We start from the raw sequence: 23361 nt of genomic DNA on the forward strand, positions 1-23361 counted from the left end.
TTTAAACCTCCGCCTTGCGTGACGCAAGCATCAACTTTTCAATTTCCCGATACGCCGTTTCAAGTTCTGCAAAAGATGACCAAGTATGGGCATATATGCCGTTGTCCTTGTCTTTTTTGCAGCCACGTGCAAACACATAGTAAATGCCGCCAAAATTTTCCTTGTACACTTCTTCTGGTGAAGATTCATTCCATATAGAACAAAGCCATTTGATTAGACAATAGGAATACAAAACCATCTGAATAGAGTAATGTTCCTTCACCGCTTCAAAGCAAGATTCGCTATCGTATTTTTTTAAAAGATTCGATTTCCAGTCCAGAACGGAATAATATTCCTTATCACCATCCTTGCGCACAAACACCAAGTCCATAAATCCCTTGGTGAACGTCTTAAGGGCATCTTCGGCACCATCTTTAGCCTTGAGCCTAAATTCCATTTCGGCAAGGCGTTTCGAAGACTCCAATTCCTTGAGACTAAACACTTCTCCCGTTTTTTCTGTTCCATGGATTTCTTGGAACGAGGCGTTCATCGTATTCCAGATAATCTCAACGGTTCTGGTCATCCAATTCGGGTGTTTACCGATGGGCAGACCCTGCGACAGGAATTTAGTGGTGATAAGTTCGTGGAGCTCGCCATCTTTTTGCGCGTCTTCCAAAGTCATGTTACCAATCCGCACAAAGTCAAGTTCCTCGAAGACTTGGTGAAGGGCTTCGCCAAAAAGATTGCCACGCGGATAGTCCTGATCTTCGGCAACTTCTATAGATAAGTCCTCATCGGGTTCGTCGCCTGAGCGGTTTTGCAAAGTCCCGTCTGCAGAGAGTATTTCTATGCCGGATGACTTTTTATCGATAGATGAATATGAATGCTGGTAAAGGCTTGAATCCTTGAGTGTCTTACGGATGGCCTTGAGTATCTCTAGGCTGGGTAATTCGGACGAATCCGTTTTTTCGTCTTTGTTGAAAAACGCCAGTTCTTCGGTTACTGCGCTCACCAGTTCATCGACTTTCCACAATCCGTCCCATTCATCTGATGCGGCAAATATGTTTTCTTCGCATATTTTAGTATGCGCGTAAGCGAGGAATGCCCACGGGGACTTTTTGTCTATAACAGCATTATTGTCTTTATCGAGAACGAGTTTCCTCATTTTCAATCCATAACGCTTTTCATAAACAATCTTTTGTCCTTCTTTTTCGCATTCATACCATTTATCGTATTGGGGTAAGATTAAAAGAGATGAAGCTCTCGTATAATCGACATAAAGCAGACGATGCCACTCGACGATTTCTTCTTGCTGGCGATTCTTTTGACTTCCCTTGTCGAATCCAATGTATTTCTGCAGAATCGTCTCGTCTTTTTCTGATTCTTGCCCAAACACATAAGGGCCTGAAGCATTTTTGTACAGTTCCTTATACCCGGCACAGGAAATGACTACAGGGAATTCCAATCCCTTGGATGCATGAATTGTCATCAGGCGAACCGCCTTGAAGTCGGTCCCCTTTGCGACGAGATTCTTTTCTTCGTCACCAGCTTTCTTGCTGTCGCTAGCCAAGGTTTCCAAATGCTTGATTGCCTGCTGGAGGGTTGATTTCTTTTCGTACAGATAGCTAAAGATGTAGTTGCCAATCTGGCGCAACTTCATCAAATCCTGCAATCTCGAAGGAGTACTCAGTTTTTGTTCGACGCGAGTGTCTTCATAAATCTGTTCCTGAAGTTCCGTCCATTGCTTTTTAGATGCAAGCAATCTCCAATAAGCGATCTGGGTAAGAATGGCTTCGTTTACATCCTTTTGAGGATCATCGCTTAAATTACATAGGTCTTCGCCAAAAAAGTCCGTAACAAAGGCGCTGTTCAGCAACTTGCCGTTGTAGCCCGACAAGTTCGGCGCTGCAAGCATTTTAAGGACAGAAATCCATTCTGCACATTCTCTAGAATCAAATAGGGAGTTATCCTTGTAAAGCACAAAGGGGATACCGACTTCTGTAAGGCATTCCTTAATTTCATCCATTTCAGGTCTTGTTCGTCCGAGAACAACAAAATCCGAAAAATTGACATTTCGCGGTTCCGTGGCGCCACGGTCAAAAACTTGCAGGGCCGTCTTTTGATTTGATTCTTTACAGCATTCAATAATCTTTTGGACCGCAAAACGCGCAAACCCCTTTTCGGGGACTATCGGCGAGACCCAAATAGGCATGGTAGGCTTACCATTGAATAAGGCGTTTTGCCTTTGGTTTTTAGCGTCTTCAGGATATTTGGAATCGGAGAAATCACCCTTAGGTAAGAAGGGATATGCAGAGTTATCGCCAATCGAGAATATGGAATTGCAGGCATTGATTATCGATATGGAAGAGCGGAAATTCGTTTTAAGCGCACTTCCATTGCCAATACATTTTGTTGCCCGGCGATACACCTGCAAATCGGCCCCCTGGAAACTATAAATGGACTGTTTGGGGTCGCCAACGACAATAAGATGATTGCGGTCGCTCTTCTGGAATACCGTTTCGAAAATATTCCACTGATATTCGTTGGTATCCTGGAATTCGTCTATAATGGCAATCTTGTAGGTATCGCGAATTTTTTCGCACAAGAAAGTCGGGATTTCTGGAGCGATTCCGTTTGGGCAGACTGCCTCACGTACCGCCGAAATCATATCATCAAAAGATTGGGCCTTTTGGCGGGCTTTTTCCTGTTGCCAACGAGAGTAAAGATCTTTAGTCGTTTTGTTTAGAAATTTAATGCGGGTGACATCATCGGCTGCCGCCAACTTTATTTTTTTCCCATCCCTTATGCTAAAGAAATAAGACAAGGCTTCTCCAAGGGCGTTAGGCGATTCTTGTGCCAGCTTTGTGCCTACACCCGTGAATAGCACGCCGCTTCCTGTCCAAATGTTGATTTTCTGTATGATGTCTGATACGGGAAATACTTTTTCTTTGTTTCTATCCAACGCGGAAAACGTCTTTTCTGCATTTTTATTCAATATATCCCAATGCTTTTTAGCTTCAGGGTTCTGTTCAAGCCATTCCTGAATCGTTGTTGCCGGAACAATTTCTTTTTTGTCCGGCGAATACAATCTCAGCGAACTCTTTAGCAAAGTCTTTATATCTTCGACATCTTCTGGCAAAGACTTCTTTCTTGGCAAACTGCATATGTCGCTTTCCCATTCATCGCGAATCAGCCTGTCAATAACCACCTCAGCAGCTTGGTCATCAGCATTTTCCATGTCAAACGGAACGTTGGCTTCGTAAGCGAAATCATGCAAGGTCTTACGGCAGAACGAATGGATTGTTCCAATCATGGCCTTATCGATATCTTGACAAGCTCTTTCGAATAGAGCTTTTTCTTTGGACTTTGTACACGCCAAGCATTCATTCATTTCTTCACGAATGCGGTCACGCATTTCTCCGGCAGCTTTTTCCGTATATGTTACAAAGAGTACGTTGGAAAGGGGGATGTTGTTTCTGACCAATTCGGCAGAAATCTTTCGGATTGTATAGGTTTTTCCCGTTCCCGCAGAAGCTTCGATGTACTGGTTCTTTTCTGGGGAAAAGGTCGTGATATCAAAAGGTTGTAGTTCAATCGCGTCGCTCATTATTTCACAGCCCCTTCTAACATACTGGTCAAACCGCCCAGCAATTCTTTTTGTTTTTCACACGCCTTATCCCATTTTTCGGCAAAATTGTCCTTGGGATACCCCGAATATTTTTCTAGTTCGTTAATAAAAAGATCCTTGCCAGCAAAATAGGCCCACGGACTGTTACTACTGTCTTCCAGCTCCGCCTTAAGCTCTTCATGATTTTTGATTTCAGAGGTGAGAAGACTTATGGGGAGTATTTTATGGTCTAGGTCAACAAAGGCCTTTTTGTATATGTCGCAAAGAACTTTCTTTGCATCGTCCGAAAGCATGTCTATACGACATGAGACCGCCTCATACTCCGATTCATCTTGAATTTCCCCAGTTGCAATAAACAAATCGACTTTTGTTGCTTTACGCGCGGCGATTAGCCCCAAAGCCCCGATATAAGAATTCAAGTACTTATAAATTCCTAATCCATCTGAATTGCTGACATCGACAATGATATATTTCCCTTTGGACGAAAATACTAGAGGGATGTTGCCTTGCAAAATAAATTCTAAGCCATCGGAATCAGCAATACATTCATTCAGTTCGATGGTTTCACACTCATATTTTTTTGCCGGAAACAAGCAGTCTAATTCACTTTTTATCAATTCGGTACGGGCTTTGATTTTGTCGATTATGCCTGCACCGAACATTCCCGAAGGGATATTCCCCTGCGATTCAAGACTCTCGAAGTAAACATCAACATTCTCAAAGTTCTTGTCGAGGCCCATTTCTATATATACAGCTTGCTTTAAGAAATGTGCTTCATCAAGCTTACTCAAGCTAATAGGCTCGACAAATTCCTCAGTCGGATCATCACCCGATTCTTCCAGACGCAGCATACGACCTACATAGAACTGGAAAGGATCATTCAAGTACTGTTTCAACTGAGAAATAGAGACTTTATCCGGATATTTGGTAATCTGGCCTGCGTTCGAAGCCTTTGTATCGGACGTCTCATCACTAGATTGTGGCATCCGAATGCGCTCGATCGATTCCAAGTATCTGCGTCCGCGCCTTGTAAACAAGCTTTCCTTGCAACGAGTCTCGTCAAGCGGGATTATTGTCGTCGGAAGCGGTTCTAAATTTTCTCCCGTGACATCGTCTTTCAACTTTTCGGCAAAGCCTGCAACGAAATTCTTCAGGTCGTTGATAACCGGTGAAGGATAGATTTCGCTATCCTTTGCAAGGTTCATGTTCTGATAACTGATATGGAACCCTTCGGATGTACACATCAATTGGCAAAGGAATGCGTATCGATTGCGGTTGATACTTGTATCGTCGCCTGGCCACGGACGTACTTGTTTGCGTAAATCCAGAGTATTGAAAGAATCGTCGCTTGGGAAGTGGTCTACATCGGCACCCAAGAAGAACAGGTGCTTTACGGGAATGACTCTGTTGGGAGCAAATTTCATAAACGAAATTCCGTTCACAAATAGGTTGCCGAAACTGAATTCCGATACTGTCGCCGCCTGAAGAATAGTTTCCTTAACGATATCCATCGGGATGGAATCAGTCGTTTCCGCGTAGAATATGTAGTTTAGACGATTGAGCGCCTTGCAGATTTCGAAATATGCAGCCTTTTCGCCAACGAGTTCGTCGGAGGCGTTTTTCATATTCACCCAGCTATTGAGCATTTCCAGCAAAGTCTCAGAATCTTTTTCAGTAACGCCGTTTTCAAAGACATTCGTCCATTTTTCAAGATCCTCAATGGCATCAATAAATTTTATCAGCAACAAGTCGTTTGTGCTATTCATGTTTGCATATGGCAAATAGACCTTGTTGTCGATTTCTTGCGCTTTGGAGGTAAGGCGCGCCAAGAGCATTCTCTTGACAGCCCATTGCCAAGGCTCGATTTTTTGTTTCGGTCTGTCACGGTAAACATGCATGTCAGTAATCCACGTTTCCCATATATCCACCATATCGGGCGTAATTCCCCGGGCAGCCTGGACTACGGGATTTCGAACCAGTTCGAAGAAATCTGGACGCGAAATGGAATGTTCCTTTCGAACCTGGAAAAGAGTTCTTACAACGGAACCGACAAGGGAATCCTTAGAAATGGAGTCAACAATCGTATAGGGGACATGGACAATGGACTTGTCCCCATTTTCAGCAGCATTTTTCGCTTGGTCAAAGATTTGGTAAATGTAAGGACTGTATTCCTGCAAATTTGGCGATACAACCAAGATGTCGTTTGAATGCACTCCCTTCAAAAGCAGCTTGCATATGGATGAATGGAGCGCTTCGACTTCGCGCAACTTACTCGGAGCAGCCGTCACCGTAAGCGACTCGTCCTCTTTCTTTTTCAGAAACAAACCGTCTTCAAATTTATTGATACGTCCTGCGGCAAGACTCTGAACCGCATGCAGAAGATCTTTCGGAGTTTCTCGATTTTCATCAAGTAATTCCAAGTGTTCATCTTCGGCAAAATCGCATGAGGAATAGTCGTCCGTAAGACACCACAGTTTGATATTGTCTCGACCAGACTTGCCCCAGTAACGGAGGAGGTTGTTTTCACTATTCGATACGGCATCTTCTGTTTCTAAAACCTGGTCGTCTTCGTGAGTCGTCTTGATTATGGGGGTAAAGGAGGATGTATCGACATCTTCCCAGAATTCCATACACGGATTCTGGATGTATGCATAAACCTCGTGCTGTTTTGCAAATTCACGTAATACTATTCTGTAGAACTGGCCCATGCCCGAAAGCCCTAGAATAAAGATGGGCGCCTTGGACTGGTATTTGAATAGCGGCTTTCCGTCGGCATCCAAATTTGCCTTGTAAAGGAAGGGCAAGGTCAAATATGTGACTTTTTTGGGGTCAGATTCGCTATCGGCCTTTTCAAAGACACGCGTCAGCAGGGACTTTCCGTTTACGTTATGGAATATCTTGGAGTAAAGGGACCGTTCCCAAGATTCATTATTTACGGGTTCAAACGCACCAGCTGCAGTCTTTTTAACGAAGAAATCTTTTAAGCCTTCCGGCGTTTTTAGCTGTTCCTCAGACCAATAGTCAAGAATTCCCTTAGCAACGTTGCCTTCGTCATTTTGCAAAAAGTCCTTAGGACGGCTCGTTTCGTATTCAAGAAACAGGCCCGCCAACTTGTTAGAGAAATCAAAAAGTCGAACTTCGTCAAGCGTCTTTTTTTCGCCATCCATTTTCGTCAGGTACTTGGCAACGTTGGAATCCAGAGTCTCGTAATTTGGGGTCGTCCCGTCTTCCTTACCCAACAAATAAGCCATAATTACATTCGCAAGCATTTCTGATGACAGCTTTTTCAGCTTGCGATTATCCCCTACCAAAATATCGAACAGAAACCTGTCAATGGTGCTCTTGTTCAGGTTGGCGAGCACACCCTTCTTTTTCATCCAGCGAAGGCGGAACCACTGTTCAAGTTTCGGATCCGGGAAAATCACCACGGGAGCTTCGAAGGGATTAGTCCAATTCGCAGAAATCGCCGAAATCATTTCGTCGGCCAGAGTTTCCAAGTTCAGTGCAAATTTCAGGTGGAGCATAGTCAGAATATAGTCAAATAATTTGTCACTTAAAAATTACTCCCCGTAATTTTCCAGCAGGTATTTTGCGTAGGTCCTGAGGCGGTTACGCAGAGAGACGGGCTTTACGACGCGGGCGGCATCCGTAAAAGAGACAATCCAGTTGAACAGGAGTTGGTTTACTTCGGCTTTCAATTTCACCGTGACTTTTCCGTTTTTCGGCTTGCCGATTCGCATTGACCGGTTAAACGGATTTTCTTCGAGATAGAGGCTCGCCCTACTCTTGAATTCGATTTCCACATCTTCAAGTTTCGGTTCCTGGCTCCCCATGAATGCCGCACCAGACGCCACCTGTTTGCGGAGTTTGTCGAGGGCATTCGGATTTTCTTCAAACGAATCTTTCAAAAGCTTGACATTCTTGATTCGACGGAACTTGAGCGTATACGTATCGCCATCCTGCCGTTGACAGCCTACATAGAGGTCGTCTTCGTAGATAATGATCATCAGCGGAATTCGGATCGATTGTCTTTCGCCTTCTTCCGTCTTGTAGGTCACATCGATTTTGCGACGTTCGTGAATAGCCCGTAAAATAACCCGAATTTTTTCGCTGGAGTCTTCTTCAAAATCCGGAGGCGCACCCATAAATAGAATTTTGGTATTCAACTCTTTGCCGAGTATCTGGAGCGATTTTTGCTCGCTGTGCGGCAGACTTTTTTCGATGCGTTCCAGAAGCTGTGAGATAATTTCGCTAGTAGCCGGATAAATATTCGCGATGCGTTTCAGGAACACGAAATGCAGCATCGTATTTTCGAAGTTCGGGAACAGCAATCTTTCTGCATTATGAAGCGCCGAGGTATAATAAGCTGTGCGACCCACCGTTTCTACGGCGATGTAGCGTCCGCCATCCATCTCCGAGAGGAACCGCATATCACGCTGAACGTTGCGGCGTTCGCCTTCGGGAATTTCAAAAGAAGTCATCAAGTCGCTAACGGTAAATTTCTTGTCGGGGCTCGAAATTACCTTCGCAAAGAGTTGTACCGTCCTTTCGCCGCGAGTCATATCTGCCATATTTTCTCCTGGATTTGTTTTCCACTAAATATATATAAAATATGACAAATAGCGTCGTATAGTCTTATTTATTCTTTTATTTAAACTTTTCTCCATTCCTCAACAAAATCCACTTTCTGAACCACTCCGGTTCATTTTCGACATTGTCCACAAGCGCCTTGACTTTCCGTTTTCCTAAACGAGCATCAAGTACGGCCAGCAAACGAATGAAATAGTTGCCGTTGTTAATGGCATCTTCAATAGAAAGTTCGTTTAAATATTCATGGATGTATGCATTCAAGAAACCACCTGCATAACTGGTGGGAACAAAGCCGTATTCACGGATGATTTCGGGTTCTGTTTTTCCTTGTTGATACATCAAACGGAAATATTTAGGGTTAGAACAAAACCACGGTTTTCCATCGACAATAATTGAAAACACATGCATTTCTGTCCACCACCATTTTTTCACCTTATCTTTATTGGTGTGGTAAACATCGTAATGGTAGCTTACGCGCCCCTTTAGACCCTCTGCAAGCCTGCTTTCCAAGATTTGTCTTGTTTTACTCCACATAATCTACCCCCTAAAGCGAAATATCATAGTTGAGATAAAAACACCTCAAGTCCATATTCACGATATCGCTGTAAGAATAGAGACTATGTTGCAGGTCATCCATCAAATGGCACAGGAACATCGTCATTCCGTTTTTTACGAAATAGTCGTATTTCAGCCATTTTCCCCATGCTTCGAAAACGTAGTTCTCCTTATCGCGCGGATCTTCCGGTTCTTGCCCATCGCCAAAGGTAAACCAATCGAGCGCACGCATATCCGCATAATCTTGCAGCAAACCGCAGAGCCAGTCGTATTTCTGTTCGTGTTCATCGTCGTCGATGTACATCGCATCGTAATTGATCTCGCCAGTAACCTGGTAATCCTTGTAAACATCGAATCCTTGCGAAATGAGGCCGTCCAGATTCCGCTTAATTTCGACGAACTTCTGGTACATTTCGTATTCCAGCTTGCGGATGTGCTGATCGAGCCGAATCAACTTGTCAAGATTTTCTTCGGTCCAAACGAATTCCTCGTTCAGCTTTCTATAACGATCAAACAGGAATTCCTTATTCACTTCTGCATAGCGCATTTTATATGCGTAATAAGGCTCAATCGTATCCTTGTCATCTTTTAGATCGCAATACCGCTTCATCCTCTCGACTTTTTCCAAGCCGTCCTCAACGCCCTTGTAGAAATTCTCAAGAACCTTCCAGTCAGTACGCCTTGCAATCATGTACATATTACGATTCATCACGGCTCCTTGTTAAGCGCCGAATGTAAATATATACACGCTATGCGACAGTTGATGACGCATAAAAATTTATTCTATGCTGCCGTCATTTTTTACTAAATTCCGCTTTTCAACATATGTCTTATACTTTCTAAAAATTCCGCGAAGTTTAGCTTCCCATTTTTGGGGAATATGATATGAGAGAGGAAGAACGTTTACAATTGAATCCATGTGGAGAATGTCTTCTATACAACGTCCATTCACATCAACTTCGAAATGAATTGTTGCGTAACTTTCATCTAAATAATCAGGATAATCACGCAGATTTTTTTCTTGGCAACGTGCCCAAGCAATTTTCATTTTCGCTTTCGTCGGAGGCAAGCGAACGATGATTGCTAGCAGTACGAAATCTTTTCGGGCGATTTCTACTATATCTCCTTCTTTGAAAGGAATCGTTTTAGAATCACATCCCCTAAAAGCAGTGTCACCTAGATTATCATCTTTTTCATCATAACAGGAAATGGTCGAAAGATCACTTTTCTGCCATATCTTTCCATTTTTCAAATATCTCCTGAACGAAAGATTCTGGCCATACTCCCGATTAATGCAGAATCCATTAATGAGAAAACCTATCGGTTTTTCCTCCACCACAAAACCGTAGAGGTTCTCATCCTTTTCGTTTGCAATCTTTTTGATGCGCAATTCAGCTTCATGCAAAGATTCATAATATCCGATTTGACTAGTATAAATCTGAAAACCAAGATTTTCATTTCTACTAAATCCAGTTACATCCCTTTGAAAATGGTACCCCCTTCTTTCTCCATACACAAAATACGCCTCAAGAATATGCAAAACGAAAATATTTTTAATCTTTTTTTCCATATGTTACTCCAATAAAATTTACATAAGTTTTTCTTTTTCGTTCACAAATATACAGCACCTATGCGACAGATGTTGACGTATGTTACAACTTCAAACAATCCGCGTCATTTCAGCAATATCGAGGCAGCGATAATGTGTTTTTTGATAATTTCCCTCATAACAGCAATGATAATGCCCGTAAAACCACAAGGTCGGCTTGACTGTTTGCAGAACATAATCCAGATACTTGCGAGATTCGACAATTTTTAGCCATGTTTCATCTTGCACATAACCGGCTCGCACAAGGGGCGGTTCAAAAGAAAGCGGGGCCTCGTGCGACACGACGATATCTACAGCAGTGGGGAAACTTTCAACAATCGGCACAGGAGCCTCATCAGGCCACCAGATGCGTTTAGAAGAGCCCATCCTGATTAGGGTATCGTTTATCATTCGCCGTGATTTGCGGATTAGAGGATCAACAAAATCTATGTCGGCAGAAACAGCCCCACCGACGGGGTAAATTCTCTTGCTGCACAATTCGATTATGCAGTGATCCGGCAGAAAATGCAGCCGTTCAAAATCGTGTAACCCATCGAAAAACGCAGGATCGTCGTGATTGCCACGAATCGTGTATATGCAAATGTCATTTTTCTCTAAAGCCGCACGCACCTTGCCATAAGCGACATCCATCGATTTAGGGAGACCGAAACCAGCACCAAAATCACCGACAACTGCGTATCTTTATCAAATTTTTCGTTCTGCATATAGTTTCCTTTTTTAGGCATTTTTCTGAGCCGCGTTAGGTTCAATTCCAAGTTCTTCCATAATCTTCTGGGCAATCTGCGAAATCATGTACTTGCCCATATTATTGTATCCTGCCCAAGTATCTATGCAGGTCATTTTCTGCAAGTCCACGTCTTTAAAGTTCAGGGGCATTCCCAATGGGCTAAAGGCTCGCTGCAAAATTTCGGCCAGCGGAATATTATCCATAAACGCCCCGGTAGGCTCTCGCTGCTCGGCATCAAAACCGGCACCCAATTTGTACGCTTCTTGAGAACCCGCATCCTTGACGATTACAGATTCCTGATTGAACGCCTTGGCAAGTTTCTGCACATTTTTGAAAAAATCCGGCTTACAGCCCGTGTTGACAAAGACATAGCAATTATCACCTATCGCTACGGCATAGCGCAACTTGAGGGCCACAGCATATAGCTTGCGGTCCCATTCCTGCCGGTACGTCTGCGGAACAAAACCTGCATTTTTGTATTCCTCGCTTTCTGTATACTCCCGAATTTTGCTATAGACACCATCGCCCATAGCCTCGATACGGTCCGGGAATTTGCAAACCACCGCACATTCGAACGGCTCAAAATATCTTACGATTTTTTCTACAATAGAATAGTCCAATTCGTGCCTATATTTCATATCGGCTCCTTGTCTGCCGATAATATACATAGGCTATGCGACAATTACTGACTTATAAAATCAGTCTCATTCCAGCATATCAATCATCGCATGGTAAATTTCCGTGCATTCTACCTGCATAATGGTGGTAATTTTGTTTCCTGCATCTTTGGAAGATGCACCACAATGGAACATTTTTTCGCTTTTTGAGCCATAATCCAAGAAAATGTAGCGGTCGTGAAATTTACCGTGCGTTTTTCTCATTTTGAGCGAGATATCGGGCCGTGCCTTTAAGAAATCTTTCTGCATCTGTTCCGTCAGCGTTTCAAAACCGCGCCCATCGCTGTAAATCGTTACAGAAACGTTCTTGGCAATTTCACGCAACAAATCTAGTGTCTTGACCCCCACATAATCGTCAACAACCAGAATGGACTTCTTCGCCATGCCATAAATCTGCGTGTACGCGATGTCAGCTTCCAGCTTGCGACCATTCAGAATCAAGAAATGCTTGTAAGTCGACGGATCGATGAAATTATCCATGACCTTCTGCAAATCCGCATTCATCTTGCTGAATTCGCCCCGCATCTCATGAACTTCTCCAGAAAGGATCTTGAGGTCCGTCGATACAGCGGCAATATCCCTTGTGTTTTGAGCTGTTTGCAACGCCAGCGGAGTGACTTCTGAACCACTGAGCAGCAAGCCCTCCGAAACGGCATAATCTTTCAGCCGTTTGAAAAGACGGATGAGCGCCATACTTTGTTGTATCGCCAAATCACCTTTCAACACAGTCATAAGCATATAAATGCCTTGTTCTGTAAAGGCAAAGGGGGCATACTTGATATTAGATCCGCGAGAGCCTTTGTTCAAGGTCAAAAATTTTGACCTTGAAACGCCGTTGTTTTCTAATCCCGTGTTCAAGGTGCAAAATTTGCACCTTGAAAGTTCTTCGATTTCTTTATTAGATAATTGGAATCGGAAATCATCCGCAAAACGCTCAATATTATTTTTGACCTGCTGATTGAACGCCTTGGTACTATACCCGTAAATCTCCGCCAAATCGGCGTCAAGCATAACCTTAACACCTCGAATCGTATATATTCGAGATTTGAGCAGATTTTCGTCTATCAGGGAAAATTCAGACTTCGCCGAAGCGGAAACTTCACTAACCACAGCCATTCCAGCGGCAGCAACCACTTTTTTCATCATTCACTCCTTTGCGGAACAAGCAAAAAAAAATCCGCAAATACACATTTCCACCACTAAAGATACACAAATGTTCACTATTTGTCAAGAGATAAACATAAAAATTCGCCAAAATTCATCATTTTGTCAAAAATATATGCTATTTTGATATTGACATAGCCCCGTACCGAATGGTTCGGAGCGACCGGTTTTTGAGTATTTGCTCTAAACTCTGTTTCGAAATCTAGCAGTTTCACAACTTACGAGAATAGGGCAGACTGCTCACGTCCCAATTGGGGCGTGGGTTGTTTGCAGTTATTGGTAAGTTAGGCTTTGCTAGAGCCTCGAAACACATTAGCTTGCGGGCAACTTCGCGCCCTTTTTTGTATGAGGCGGAAATCTGCGGCACTAGCGCAAATCCCTGAATCGGGAATTTAACGTTTTTTGCCCCGAGGTTTTTGTGCCTACCCTGAACTGGCTTGGAAAGGACGCTGTACTAAAACATCATGTTCCTTACAGAACTCTGGAACTGAAGGAGTCCTTCAACTGTGACTTAGGAAAATCCGAGAACAAGATTATTCAAGGTGACAACCTTGAAGCATTAAAGGCACTGCTTCCTGAATACGAAGGTCGCATCAAATGCATTTACATTGACCCTCCATATAATACAGGAGCATCTCCAGATAAAGGCGGATGGGTCTATTACGATAATGTAGACTCTCCAAAAATTCGAAAATGGATTAAGCAGGTTGTTGGAAAAGAATTTGACGACTTGAACCGACATGATAAATGGCTTTGCATGATGTATCCTCGCTTAAAGCTTTTACATAGATTGTTAGATAGAAATGGATTTATAGCTATTTCAATTGACGATAATGAACTAATCAATTTAGCTTGCATTTTAGACGAAATATTTGGATATGCCAATAGACTCGCCTGCGTTCCTGTTTTGTCAGAACCATCTGGAGGAAAAGCGAAGGAAGCTCTTCGTATTGGGCATGAGTATATTTTGCTTTATATAAAAAGAGATAATGACGAATTAAAATACGAAACAAAAAAAGTTGAAGGAACCATTCATAAAGATGAGTTTGGGGAATATATTCGGGGCCGAGAATTAAGTAAATGGGGAAGTGAGTCTCTTAAAACAGATCGACCTGATATGTGGTTCGCCATACAAGCTCCGGACGGCAGCATGGTATATCCTTATCGAAACGATGGATTAGAGGGCAGATGGCGTTGGGGCAGGGACAACCCTAATATGATAGAATTGCTTAATAATCCCAATTGTCCCTGTGTTTATTGGGAAAAAAGAAAATTTGACAATGGAATAGTTGTTAACGGAGAAACCGAAAGGATTTTTCCTTATGAAAAAATTCGTGTTAAGGAAAAAGAATTAGGATGGAGTACATGGCTTGACAAAATAGGATTCAACTCCATTGGTACAAGTGAGCTAAAGAATATTTTCGGAACAAAAAATTTCGACACCCCAAAACCAACAACCTTGGTACAGTGGGTGGTTAATTTAATGAAAGATTCAAATGGAATTGTTCTTGATTCCTTTGCCGGTTCCGGCACTACAGCTCACGCAGTTTTGAATCTCAACAAACAGGATGGAGGAAACCGTAAATTTATTCTTATAGAGATGGAAGATTATGCAGATAAAATCACGGCAGAACGTGTGCGTCGTGTAATCAAGGGTTACAAAGCAGACGAGCTGACAGAACTGTATTCTCAAGAATTAACGCCTAATAATCTCAAAAACGCATCAGATTATTTAGAAGAAATAAAAGCTATTCGTGCAGAACGCAAAGACGACTTTGATTCCCTTGATACTAAGATTAAAGACAATACTCTTAAACTTTATGGCAAAAAGAAAGGATATACGGAAGGCTTAGGGGGCGATTTTAACTACTACAAACTTGGCCCAGAAATGATTATCAATGGCATCCTGAACGAGCAACAGCCGATTGAAAAAATTCGCGAATATATCTTCCATTCCGAAACACGGACGCCCATTGATCAGGATAAAGTCGAGAAAGCAAAACATGATTATTTCTTGGGCGACTTTGATAACACCGCATACTACTTTTTCTATAAAAAAAACGAAATTACGACACTTGATTTCCGTTTTCTTTCGACCATTCATACAAAATCTGAACGTTATGTCATTTTCGCCGACAATTGTGTGCTACCCAAAGATTTTTTGTTCAAGCATAACATAATCTTTAAGAAGATTCCCCGCGATGTGAGGAGGTTCTAGATGATTCTTAAACCATACCAAAAACAAATAATTGACGATTTAACGCACTATCTTGAAATTCTCAAGGAACGACGTAATCTTGCCGATGCTTTCAATGAGTTTTGGGCGAAACATCCGAGGACGCCAATTGCACCTATACCAGACTCGGCTGTAGAACCTTACAAAAATAATGTTCCCACATGTCCACATGTATGCGTAAAAGTCCCTACTGCCGGCGGAAAAACCTTTATCGCGGCAAATGCCTTATCGACTATTTTCAACGCATTCGATCCCGATCGTCCAAAAGTTGCCGTATGGTTGGTTCCATCAAATTCCATCCTCGAACAGACTATCCGTAATTTCAGCAATCCATATCATCCCTATCGCGAGCAACTAAATAGCGATTTCGCAAATAGGGTTGAGGTCTTAGATAAGCGAGCTCTATTGCAGGGGACCGGATTTGACACAGTTTCCGTTCGAGAGAACATGACCCTTTGCATCCTGAGCTATGATAGTTTACGTGCTAGCAAGGAAGAGGATCGTAAAGTTTATCAGGAAAATGGGAATCTCCAAACTTTTGCAAATGATGTTGGTGAAGACGAAATTTCCGTAATGTCTGTATTACGCTCTCTTAAACCAGTTGTTATTGTAGACGAAAGTCATAACGCCGAAAGCGACTTGAGCGTAGAAATGCTTCGAAAATTGAATCCTAGTTTTATTTTGGATTTGACGGCGACACCTCGTAAAAATAGCAATATTATCAGTTTTACACCAGCCATTGAACTCAAAAAAGAGAATATGGTAAAGTTGCCCGTTATTGTTTATAACCATCATACAAAAGAGGAAGTTGTCGGTTCAGCATTAGAATTGCGTTCAAAACTGGAATACACCGCAAATGAAGCGCACAAGTCGGGAGCGCCTTACATCCGTCCCATCGTGCTTTTTCAGGCAGAACCTAAGAATAAAAATGACAACACGACTTTTGAAAGAGTCAAGTCAATGCTTCTTGAGTTGAAAATTCCTGAAGAACAAATCAAAATCAAGACGGCAAATATTAATGAGTTGCAAAACATTAACCTTATGGACGAAAATTGCCCTGTCCGCTATATCATTACAATCAACGCTCTAAAGGAAGGCTGGGACTGTCCCTTCGCCTATATCCTGGCATCTTTAGCTGATAGAAGTTCATCGGTTGATGTAGAACAGATTTTAGGTCGCGTATTGAGATTGCCTTATGTACGAAAAAACGAGAATGTAATGCTCAATATGAGCTATGTTTTTACGGCCTCGGCAAAATTCAATGAAACTCTCGGCAGCATCGTTAATGGACTCAATCGTGCAGGATTTAGTAGTAAAGATTATAAACAAGTTGATTCTGTTCAACAAGAAGATGTTCCTGTAACGTCACAAAAAGAAAAACATGCAGATTCACAAGAAGATTCATTTGACATATCTTCAATTTTTTGGCATGGGGACAACGAACAACAAGAAACTCCCAAGAACGCAAATGAAGCACAAATTCAAAATTCAAATGTCATAAATAAAATTGAACAATTGGCCCATCGAGAAAACGATGTACTAGAAAAATATGTACAAGAAAATAAAAATGAACCTGTGATACCACCAGAAACGGAGAGCCAAGTGAAAATCTTCGGAATAAAGGAATGCTTTAGGGAAACTGCAAGCCAAATCGTTTTACCACAGTTCTTCATGAATAATCTTGCAGAAGGCAGCGCAAATGACCTTTTTGGAATCGAGGATACCCCATTCGAAGGCAATATGTTGCTTAATAATTTTAGGCTAAGAAATGCAGATACGAATATCAATTTTGCCAATATGGAATTAGATGCCCGGAGCATTGATTTAGATGAATCGCAAAACGATTTTACACCTACAATTTCTCATCTTAAAATGTACCAGCAGGAAGAAATAATTCACTGGCTTTCAAACATTGATGATATTGAAAAGAAACGCCAGAAATGCGCTGAACGTTTGCGTGATTGGGTGGGAAACATGTACCCTATCCCAGATCCTGACATTGTCGAATACATTCGTCGTGTACTTTCAGGTTTCAGCGATAAAGATTTGAACCAAATGCTTTATTCGCAAAGTGATTACGCAAACAAAATCAAAGCAAAAATAAAGGAACTTTCCGAAAAATATATTGAAGATGAATTCTTTACAGCTTTAGAGCAGGAAAAGATTGTATTACGTCCATTTTTTCATCTTCCGGAAAAGTTAACCCTTTCAACTACGACTAAGCCTTTGCCCAAAACTCTGCATGAAAAAGAGGACGGCATAAACGAATTTGAAGAGTCCGTTATTGATACTGTTGCCAATATGGACAATATTGAATTTTGGACAAGAAATCGTGAACGAAAAGATTTCTGTATCAACGGGTTCATCAATCATTATCCTGATTTTATCATCAAGACAAAGCATGGAAAAATTGTAATGCTTGAAACAAAGGGCGATCATCTAGATGCGGAAAATAAAATAAAGCTAGGCAACCGCTGGGCTTCAGAAGCTGGAAGCAACTTCAAATACTTTTTAGTATACGAGAATCGCCAAATCGAAGGTGCCTATACTAAGGAAAAATTCCTGGAAATATTGAGAGCTTTATAATATTGAGTTTCCGTCTAAAGCCACGATTAACAGGGAAAAGGAAGACGCAGGGAGATCCCCACGCGGGGATGACATAGGACTGAAGCAAATGCAAATACATTCTCTCAAAAATTTACCCACTGTCTTTCGCGACCATCTGCAGCACGGTCACGGTTTTCGGGGCGTAGCAATGTTTCAGAGTCTTTATTACATCATTGATTGTTTCCCTATAACCGCCCATCGGATTGCCAAGAATCAGGATATGCCGGCCATTTATCTTGTTGGCGTCTTCCGCCCAAAACTCTTTGCAGTGCTTTAACGTAAGGTCTACAGCGTCACGAACATCTTTGTCTAATATGGTCTCCCTGTCAAAGAGCCCTTCGATTTCTTCGCCCACCGTTGGCCCCAACTTGCAAATAACCTCGTTAAAGTCGCGACCATAGAGAGCCCTTATTTTCGAGTCGCCATCCTCAACCGCAGTGTATGTACTCTCCCCTCAATCAGGCATCCGTTCCCGGATCGACATTCATTCGCCTTAATGAGAATTCTTTCCGCGACAAACTTGTAGCATATATTCCCATTCGGGACAATCACCGTAACTTCCTCAGAGTGTACGTTTATGTACTTCTCAATGACGGAATCGAGCAACTTTTCAACAAAGTTCACAAGTTCGAAATCCTTAAACACCCAGTTGTTTATACCCTTCCATGCATATATCAACGGAATCACGTTATAGTCACCGACCCTTTTTCCCCAGAAAATGGACCACACGGGAACATCGCCCAATGTGGAATAGTCGACCATCGGTGTGTATTCGGGAATCTCGTAATCATCCCGCGCAGGAACGAACGAGACAATCTGGCGGTCATAATCTATCTCGAAGCCTTCCTGTTTTTTGACGCCCATCCACAGAATCTTATCGCCTTCAAGGCGCGACTTTTCTGTCGGCACCATGCGCCAAATCAAAAAACTTGTCATTCTCTTACTCATTGCTAAGCATCCTATAATCCGGTATGGGCAAGTCTTCGGGCAGCATGCGACTGTCGTCAACACCTTCGACTTCGTTGTTGAATGCAGAGATTGCTTTTTGCCATACATTGTGAACGCCGTCGCAACCGCTATCTTTCGGTGATTTTAGGAACTCGCACAAGATTTCTTTCTCGCGGTCATCCAGAACCCAAATTGACTTGTTGTACGACGCGCCCAATTCATATTTCGGCTCCAAGAAGGAGATCCGCGCGCACTTGGTCGCAAGCCCGGGGCGCCAATGATTGTACAGAACGAAGTATGATTTCTTTTTCGGACCCATATCAACGTACGCACGGATATTAAGATTAAGTTCCCTGCTCCATCCCGCCCCACATGAGACCATGTTGAATTCCTTGATCTGCAACTTGCCATCGGGCGAATAAACGTTTATCTTACGCTCGGACTGGTAATCCAAATCGTTATCCAGCGGGAGAAACTGGATAGAATAGCAATAGACAGGGCAAAAGAAATCGCCATCCTTCACAAATTCCTTCATCTGCCTCTTGGCATCGCGTAACGTCGTCCAGATTCCAAGGTCGTGCTGGACCTTTTCGCCATCAACGCCATTCGGGAGAATCGTCGCCACTAATTGATAAACGCTTGTCATGTGCATAAGGCCTCACTATACCTATATATGAATCTCGGTATGGACGTAAAAATCTTCCAGTTTCATGCGCATGGCATCTTCGAGGGAATAATCGCCATCGGCAAAGAACTTGTGCATCGCAAAGCAGATATATTCGTCCTTGAATTCAGGCAGGTCAAGCCCTTCAATGTTCCAGCTCAGTTCCTCGTGCCAGGCGTTCAAATCCTTGTAATCGGCGGGTTCCTTGCCGGGAGCGTCATTGAGATTCACCTGAAAACGATTCGCCCTATCGTAGGAATCGTAAAGACCGGAAACGTCGCCCTCCCAGTCCTCTTCTGATTCATACACAATAAACGACTCAATGCCAAAAGTCTTGTAATACGACTTGCCTTGCGCCATGAGTGCCCTCATGTCCCTGTACATATCGAAGGTGACTTTTGCACATTCATCTTGCAGTTTATGGAGTCGCTTGTTCAGCAGCAACAGCTTGGCGATATTTTCCTTGCTGTGTTCAAAGCGAGCATTGGCCATGACTTTCCGTGCCAATAGTTGCATATCTTGATGATGTTCTTCTTCAAGTTTGCATTTCTTTCGCGCAACAATCCAGCCGTCGTCCTTAATCAGGCATTCCATTATGCTATTGATGTATTCCTGACTTCTGCGATCTTCGTATTTCATAAGACCTCCTTGACAATTAAGCAAAATCACCTTCTCATGGACTTCATCAAGGCCTTAATTTGCGTATCGTTCATTTTCGGTGCAGTTTTAGAATCTGGTACCTTCACGAAGGTTTTCGGGAAATCCAGAGCATTTGCAGCAGCAATTCCGGCCACGTTCACGAGATATTTTTTCAGACGTTCGAACCAGTCGGAATTTTTCATGTTGAACACCTTCGCGCCTTTGCGTGTCGCCATTTCGATGGCCTGTCCCGTTCCGCCCGAATCCCTGGAGCGTGTCTCATGCGATTCGCATCCGTCCTTGGTGTAGCACACCACAAAATCAACCGTTTTGTCGAGATTGCGTCCGAAAATCTGGTTCGTATTTCGGGCATACAAATCAAGAGCGTGGCCATGCAGGCGTTCATGAGCCGGGTGCAGCTCCCGCGCAATGGCTCGCGTCGTTTCAGTCGCATCTTCTGGATGGAAGATGTTCTTGTGCGCAGGCTGTTTCACGCCGTATTCAAAAGCCGCGTCGGCACCCTTGGCGCCGCCACTGTTCAGCGTGTACCCGAACTTTTCAAGTTCGCCGGCAATCCACGCCATCACATTTTCTACGGGCTCATTCGTATTCGGCTCACGAAAGCCGCCCAAAACCCTGTGCCCGATACCGGCGTAAGTCATACTTTTTCCCGTCGCTGCGGGAAGTTTATCAAATAGTTTCATGTCAACTCCATTTTTTCGCTTTTAAATTCATGCTTCAGCCAAAGCAAACCCTTTCTTGCGCGTAAAGCGCAAGGGAATGTTTTTCTCGGAGTTGTCACCGGATTTGACGATGGAGAGTTCCGCTTTTTCTCTATCTTCTTCGCGGTGGGTGCGCATAAAGGCGCGGTCAAGAATCCAAACGGCATCGGCTTCTTGCGTAACGCCCGGAATTTCGATAAAGTCAGACAACTGGGGCCGTTCCTGTTCAGCAGACGTTTCTCTGCCAAGCGGGTAGAGGAGCAGAATAGAAATATGCAATTCCACGGCAAGATTTTTCAGCGTCCAAGCCGCCCTCTTTAGAGACTCATCCCTATTCGTGTTCGATTGAACCTTCAGTAGCTGCAAGTAATCGATAATCAGAACATCTAGTGATTTAAGCTGCTTGTAAAGCCTTGCTTTTCGCGCAAGTTCAGTAAGACTCATATCAGTAGCGTCTTCAATTCGTAAATGCGAATGTATGATTTCACCCACCGCCGTCATGAGCATTTTCATCTCGGTTTTATCGAGGGTATCCTCATCAATTTTGCAATAGTCCACATTAGCACGCTGACAAAGGAGTTGCTCGCTGCGTTGCGCACAGCTATTATTCAGATCGAAATAAACGACACCCTTGCCGTCATCCAACGCCACATTCTCTGCAACGTTCAATGCAAACGTTTTCATTCCAACTCCCGGTCGCGCCGCAAGAATTGTCAATTCTCCTCGACGAAATTGACTTGACCAATCCGCTTTACCTTTGTATGAAGAGTCCATTTCAGTCTGCAACTTTTTTAGTTCCTCAATTTTTTGCGGCAAAAATTTTTCAAGGCATTCCTTCTGCTCCGCGAAAATCTTGTGGATTGCAGATTCGAGCGAAAGCGATTCCATCAGCGACACGGCACTTTGAGCATCGCCAGAATACTTGTCAAGCCATTTTTGCGTCGATTCGTCAAATTCCCGCCAAATACTAGGCATCGGGAACCATTCCGCGATACTTGTAAGAGCGAACTTGTGGGAATCCTGCATCATTCCGCGATTTTTCGCTGCATTCTCAACGCTCTTTTCGTCAAGAACCGCAACGATTGTCTGCATTGTTTCATAGGCGCGAATAGCCCGAGCCATTTTGTCAAGCGCAAGCGCCCTAGCGGTAGAATTTTCATCTATTCCGTCGGTAGGCGGAAACTCCTTCTCAGCCGGAGCATACGCCGGGTCGAATTCATTACAGTCGTCTTCAAAGACCAAATCCAGCGAATCGCAAAGGTAACCATAAAACTCCCGCATGTAATTGTAGTAGCGGAAAGCCTTGGCCATTTCTGCTGCGGCCATACCACCTAAACCATCTGTACTTTTTTCATGTGTCATATATTACTCCTTTTTTTATAATATACGACAGGCATGCGACAAATACAGTCGCAACTTTGGTTATATCAGCCCAAGGAAAGCAAGCCTTGGGGTTCCATCAAGAAATCAATGAAGTTCATGGTTTAAATGGTGTTAGGAATTATTTTTGCATATTTTGCACTTTTTCATTCATACTGCAACCTCTTTTGCCGATATACGAGAATTTTCTGAATCCATTTCTATTACTTCACGCTCGTTTATACCGACATTTGCACCGACATTTTCTCCGACATTACAGCCCCTCCGCCTCTCTGGCCCATTGGTCATCCAGATCGGGATGTTCCTTGCGGAATCGTCTTAAGGCTTTATGGATTTCCCAATTCAGGTTCAAACCCTCGGCTTGGCACTTGGGTTTCAATTCGTTATACAGTTCCTTTACTTTTTCTTCGAGTGTCATAGTTTGCTCCTTTTAGTTGGTGCTGGATTCCTCAAATTCCTTCAGCCGCAATTCGTTAATCATCGTTTCGAGATTGCAGGGCGTGCCGTCGCCATGGAATTCGTCACCTGGCTTGGGATCTTTGTATTTCCCTTCGGCCACCTTCTTTTCGTGTTCCGTTTCGGCGAGAGTCCATTTGGCAATAAAATTCCTCGCGACGGCCTCGACGTCTTCGGAAAGAGTTTTCTGCAAATGCCAGTAATAATTGCCGAAACTGCGGTTACCGACACGAGTTTCTTGTTTGCATTCGGGGCAATACGCAGTCGCCCGAGAACTGCCCGAAAGCGGCGATCCGGTAAAGCTGCGGATAAGGGCAGTGCAGCCGCACTTGCAGTCTACGCGAAACTGGTCGGTTTCCCAAACACGCAGGAGTGTTGCGAGCCTGAGATTGACCCTAACGATACTGCCTGCAATGTTGAGCGCCCTTGAAGTGAGCAAGGGGCCTACGTACAGTCCGCCACCCTTGATGGCGTAATGGACATCAATGTTGGCGTAGCACGGTGTCGCAAGGATTTCGTCCCGGTGACGCATGATGAGGTCCAGGTTGTCGAACAGCAACTTTTTCTTGCGTTCAAAACTCTTTTCCTGAAACTTACGCAATTCCTCTTGCTCCCAGTTTTCTTGTTCCATTTCGTCGCTAATCAGTTTCAGGCCTGCCGCCTGTCGCTTGAAAAATTCCTGGGTCGATTCGTGCCTATTGTCAGGCTGATTGGAAATAACAGGAAACGGCTTGGAGTCGTCAATAAAGATAGTTGCCATAGGTGCCTCCTTTCTAGAGT

Annotated in this window: 18 protein-coding genes and 1 pseudogene; 2 read left to right on the plus strand and 17 right to left on the minus strand. The window is 43.4% G+C overall.

The features are described from left to right. Position 1: 1 nt before the first annotated feature. The 9 genes and pseudogenes from ACJMNB_RS07895 to ACJMNB_RS07935 all read right to left on the minus strand — a co-directional run bounded on the left by ACJMNB_RS07895 (position 2) and on the right by ACJMNB_RS07935 (position 12908). Positions 2-3586 (minus strand): UvrD-helicase domain-containing protein, encoded by a 3585-nt coding sequence (locus ACJMNB_RS07895; protein WP_405341027.1) that lies wholly within the window; start codon positions 3584-3586, stop codon positions 2-4. Next, complete coding sequence (locus ACJMNB_RS07900) at positions 3586-7131, minus strand: exodeoxyribonuclease V subunit gamma (protein ID WP_405341029.1); 3546 nt, start codon at positions 7129-7131, stop codon at positions 3586-3588. Before ACJMNB_RS07900 ends, ACJMNB_RS07895 begins: the two co-directional genes overlap by 1 nt. Positions 7132-7167: 36 nt before the next feature. Further along, positions 7168-8178, minus strand: a complete 1011-nt coding sequence (locus ACJMNB_RS07905) for a helix-turn-helix transcriptional regulator (protein WP_405341032.1) — start codon at positions 8176-8178, stop codon at positions 7168-7170. Positions 8179-8254: 76 nt separating this feature from the next. Continuing rightward, positions 8255-8731, minus strand: a complete 477-nt coding sequence (locus ACJMNB_RS07910; RefSeq protein WP_405341035.1) for a hypothetical protein — start codon at positions 8729-8731, stop codon at positions 8255-8257. Between the two features lie 10 nt (positions 8732-8741). Further along, complete coding sequence (locus tag ACJMNB_RS07915) at positions 8742-9461, minus strand: hypothetical protein (RefSeq protein WP_405341038.1); 720 nt, start codon at positions 9459-9461, stop codon at positions 8742-8744. Positions 9462-9530: 69 nt separating this feature from the next. Then, the gene (locus tag ACJMNB_RS07920; protein ID WP_405341041.1) at positions 9531-10322 is read right to left on the minus strand and encodes a hypothetical protein; all 792 of its coding nucleotides are present in this window, start codon (positions 10320-10322) and stop codon (positions 9531-9533) included. Positions 10323-10412: 90 nt separating this feature from the next. Further along, positions 10413-11027 (minus strand): annotated as a pseudogene (locus tag ACJMNB_RS07925) (metallophosphoesterase); the annotation flags it as partial. Positions 11028-11078: 51 nt separating this feature from the next. Continuing rightward, on the minus strand, positions 11079-11726 hold the full coding sequence (locus ACJMNB_RS07930) for a hypothetical protein (protein ID WP_405341044.1): 648 nt from the start codon (positions 11724-11726) through the stop codon (positions 11079-11081). Positions 11727-11792: 66 nt separating this feature from the next. Beyond that, positions 11793-12908 carry an ORF6N domain-containing protein gene (locus ACJMNB_RS07935; RefSeq protein ID WP_405341047.1) on the minus strand — a complete coding sequence of 372 codons (1116 nt, stop codon included), beginning with the start codon at positions 12906-12908 and terminating at the stop codon, positions 11793-11795. Positions 12909-13347: 439 nt separating this feature from the next. On the opposite strand from ACJMNB_RS07935, the gene ACJMNB_RS07940 reads away from it, so the two are divergent. Both ACJMNB_RS07940 and ACJMNB_RS07945 read left to right on the plus strand, forming a co-directional pair. After that, positions 13348-15147, plus strand: coding sequence for a site-specific DNA-methyltransferase (locus tag ACJMNB_RS07940; RefSeq protein WP_405341050.1), 1800 nt, complete (start codon positions 13348-13350; stop codon positions 15145-15147). Then, positions 15148-17751: a DEAD/DEAH box helicase family protein gene (locus ACJMNB_RS07945; RefSeq protein WP_405341053.1), complete on the plus strand. Its 2604-nt coding sequence runs from the start codon at positions 15148-15150 to the stop codon at positions 17749-17751. It begins immediately after the preceding gene. Positions 17752-17863: 112 nt separating this feature from the next. Here the strand turns inward: ACJMNB_RS07945 and ACJMNB_RS07950 are convergent, their stop codons facing one another. From ACJMNB_RS07950 to ACJMNB_RS07985, 8 genes are all read right to left on the minus strand, one after another. Beyond that, on the minus strand, positions 17864-18127 hold the full coding sequence (locus ACJMNB_RS07950) for a hypothetical protein (RefSeq protein ID WP_405341056.1): 264 nt from the start codon (positions 18125-18127) through the stop codon (positions 17864-17866). 53 nt (positions 18128-18180) lie between these two features. Beyond that, positions 18181-18720, minus strand: coding sequence for a hypothetical protein (locus tag ACJMNB_RS07955; protein WP_405341059.1), 540 nt, complete (start codon positions 18718-18720; stop codon positions 18181-18183). Continuing rightward, positions 18713-19372: a hypothetical protein gene (locus ACJMNB_RS07960; protein WP_405341062.1), complete on the minus strand. Its 660-nt coding sequence runs from the start codon at positions 19370-19372 to the stop codon at positions 18713-18715. The genes ACJMNB_RS07955 and ACJMNB_RS07960 overlap by 8 nt, the downstream gene beginning before the upstream one ends. Before the next feature lie 15 nt (positions 19373-19387). Further along, on the minus strand, positions 19388-20023 hold the full coding sequence (locus tag ACJMNB_RS07965; protein ID WP_405341065.1) for a hypothetical protein: 636 nt from the start codon (positions 20021-20023) through the stop codon (positions 19388-19390). A gap of 26 nt (positions 20024-20049) precedes the next feature. Then, entirely contained in the window at positions 20050-20727 is a 678-nt protein-coding gene (locus tag ACJMNB_RS07970) for a hypothetical protein (protein WP_405341068.1), read from the minus strand. Positions 20728-20754: 27 nt separating this feature from the next. Beyond that, positions 20755-22107, minus strand: coding sequence for a DnaB-like helicase C-terminal domain-containing protein (locus ACJMNB_RS07975; RefSeq protein ID WP_405341071.1), 1353 nt, complete (start codon positions 22105-22107; stop codon positions 20755-20757). A 271-nt stretch (positions 22108-22378) separates the two neighbouring features. Further along, the gene (locus tag ACJMNB_RS07980) at positions 22379-22543 is read right to left on the minus strand and encodes a hypothetical protein (protein ID WP_173387921.1); all 165 of its coding nucleotides are present in this window, start codon (positions 22541-22543) and stop codon (positions 22379-22381) included. Positions 22544-22555: 12 nt separating this feature from the next. Then, on the minus strand, positions 22556-23341 hold the full coding sequence (locus ACJMNB_RS07985; protein WP_405341074.1) for a hypothetical protein: 786 nt from the start codon (positions 23339-23341) through the stop codon (positions 22556-22558). Positions 23342-23361 lie beyond the last annotated feature (20 nt).

Source organism: Fibrobacter sp. (assembly GCF_045131395.1).
In the GTDB taxonomy this organism is placed as follows: Bacteria; Fibrobacterota; Fibrobacteria; order Fibrobacterales; family Fibrobacteraceae; genus Fibrobacter.

What these genes read in the sequence shown, in the direction of transcription:
- ACJMNB_RS07935 (WP_405341047.1), bottom strand. Translation starts at nt 12,908, where the DNA reads ATGAAAAAAGTGGTTGCTGCCGCTGGAATGGCTGTGGTTAGTGAAGTT.
- ACJMNB_RS07905 (WP_405341032.1), bottom strand. Translation starts at nt 8,178, where the DNA reads ATGGCAGATATGACTCGCGGCGAAAGGACGGTACAACTCTTTGCGAAG.
- ACJMNB_RS07985 (WP_405341074.1), bottom strand. Translation starts at nt 23,341, where the DNA reads ATGGCAACTATCTTTATTGACGACTCCAAGCCGTTTCCTGTTATTTCC.
- ACJMNB_RS07900 (WP_405341029.1), bottom strand. Translation starts at nt 7,131, where the DNA reads ATGCTCCACCTGAAATTTGCACTGAACTTGGAAACTCTGGCCGACGAA.
- ACJMNB_RS07980 (WP_173387921.1), bottom strand. Translation starts at nt 22,543, where the DNA reads ATGACACTCGAAGAAAAAGTAAAGGAACTGTATAACGAATTGAAACCC.
- ACJMNB_RS07915 (WP_405341038.1), bottom strand. Translation starts at nt 9,461, where the DNA reads ATGAATCGTAATATGTACATGATTGCAAGGCGTACTGACTGGAAGGTT.
- ACJMNB_RS07975 (WP_405341071.1), bottom strand. Translation starts at nt 22,107, where the DNA reads ATGACACATGAAAAAAGTACAGATGGTTTAGGTGGTATGGCCGCAGCA.
- ACJMNB_RS07955 (WP_405341059.1), bottom strand. Translation starts at nt 18,720, where the DNA reads ATGAGTAAGAGAATGACAAGTTTTTTGATTTGGCGCATGGTGCCGACA.
- ACJMNB_RS07930 (WP_405341044.1), bottom strand. Translation starts at nt 11,726, where the DNA reads ATGAAATATAGGCACGAATTGGACTATTCTATTGTAGAAAAAATCGTA.
- ACJMNB_RS07965 (WP_405341065.1), bottom strand. Translation starts at nt 20,023, where the DNA reads ATGAAATACGAAGATCGCAGAAGTCAGGAATACATCAATAGCATAATG.
- ACJMNB_RS07920 (WP_405341041.1), bottom strand. Translation starts at nt 10,322, where the DNA reads ATGGAAAAAAAGATTAAAAATATTTTCGTTTTGCATATTCTTGAGGCG.
- ACJMNB_RS07970 (WP_405341068.1), bottom strand. Translation starts at nt 20,727, where the DNA reads ATGAAACTATTTGATAAACTTCCCGCAGCGACGGGAAAAAGTATGACT.
- ACJMNB_RS07910 (WP_405341035.1), bottom strand. Translation starts at nt 8,731, where the DNA reads ATGTGGAGTAAAACAAGACAAATCTTGGAAAGCAGGCTTGCAGAGGGT.
- ACJMNB_RS07960 (WP_405341062.1), bottom strand. Translation starts at nt 19,372, where the DNA reads ATGCACATGACAAGCGTTTATCAATTAGTGGCGACGATTCTCCCGAAT.
- ACJMNB_RS07895 (WP_405341027.1), bottom strand. Translation starts at nt 3,586, where the DNA reads ATGAGCGACGCGATTGAACTACAACCTTTTGATATCACGACCTTTTCC.
- ACJMNB_RS07945 (WP_405341053.1), top strand. Translation starts at nt 15,148, where the DNA reads ATGATTCTTAAACCATACCAAAAACAAATAATTGACGATTTAACGCAC.